This is a genomic window from Streptomyces sp. SID11385, assembly GCF_010548245.1.
Taxonomy (GTDB): domain Bacteria; phylum Actinomycetota; class Actinomycetes; order Streptomycetales; family Streptomycetaceae; genus Streptomyces.
Window position 1 is genome coordinate 1 of record NZ_JAAGLR010000712.1, and the last position, 209, is coordinate 209.

Below are 209 nucleotides of genomic sequence, written 5' to 3' on the forward strand. Positions count from 1 at the left end.
CCACTCCCTGTCAGCCGGATTCACGAGGCCGCCTCCCCCGCGCCGACCGTCTCTTCCGCGAGCGCGACGGCGGAGGAGCTGAGCCGCACCCCGAGCCCGCCGGGTCCTGGCGCCTCGGCCGTGACCGTCACCCGTACGAGGTCCCCTTCGCGCGCGATCCGCACCCGCGCGCCCTCCGGCGCCACCCCCCGGGCCAGGGCCACCGCGCT

1 protein-coding gene is annotated in these 209 nt (G+C 78.5%); it reads right to left on the reverse strand.

Annotated features, from left to right (window positions below; all coding sequences use genetic code 11):
* Positions 1-20: 20 nt before the first annotated feature.
* The coding region (locus G3I42_RS21560) for a TadE family type IV pilus minor pilin (protein WP_275405275.1) at positions 21-209 on the reverse strand (189 nt) is incomplete at its 5' end.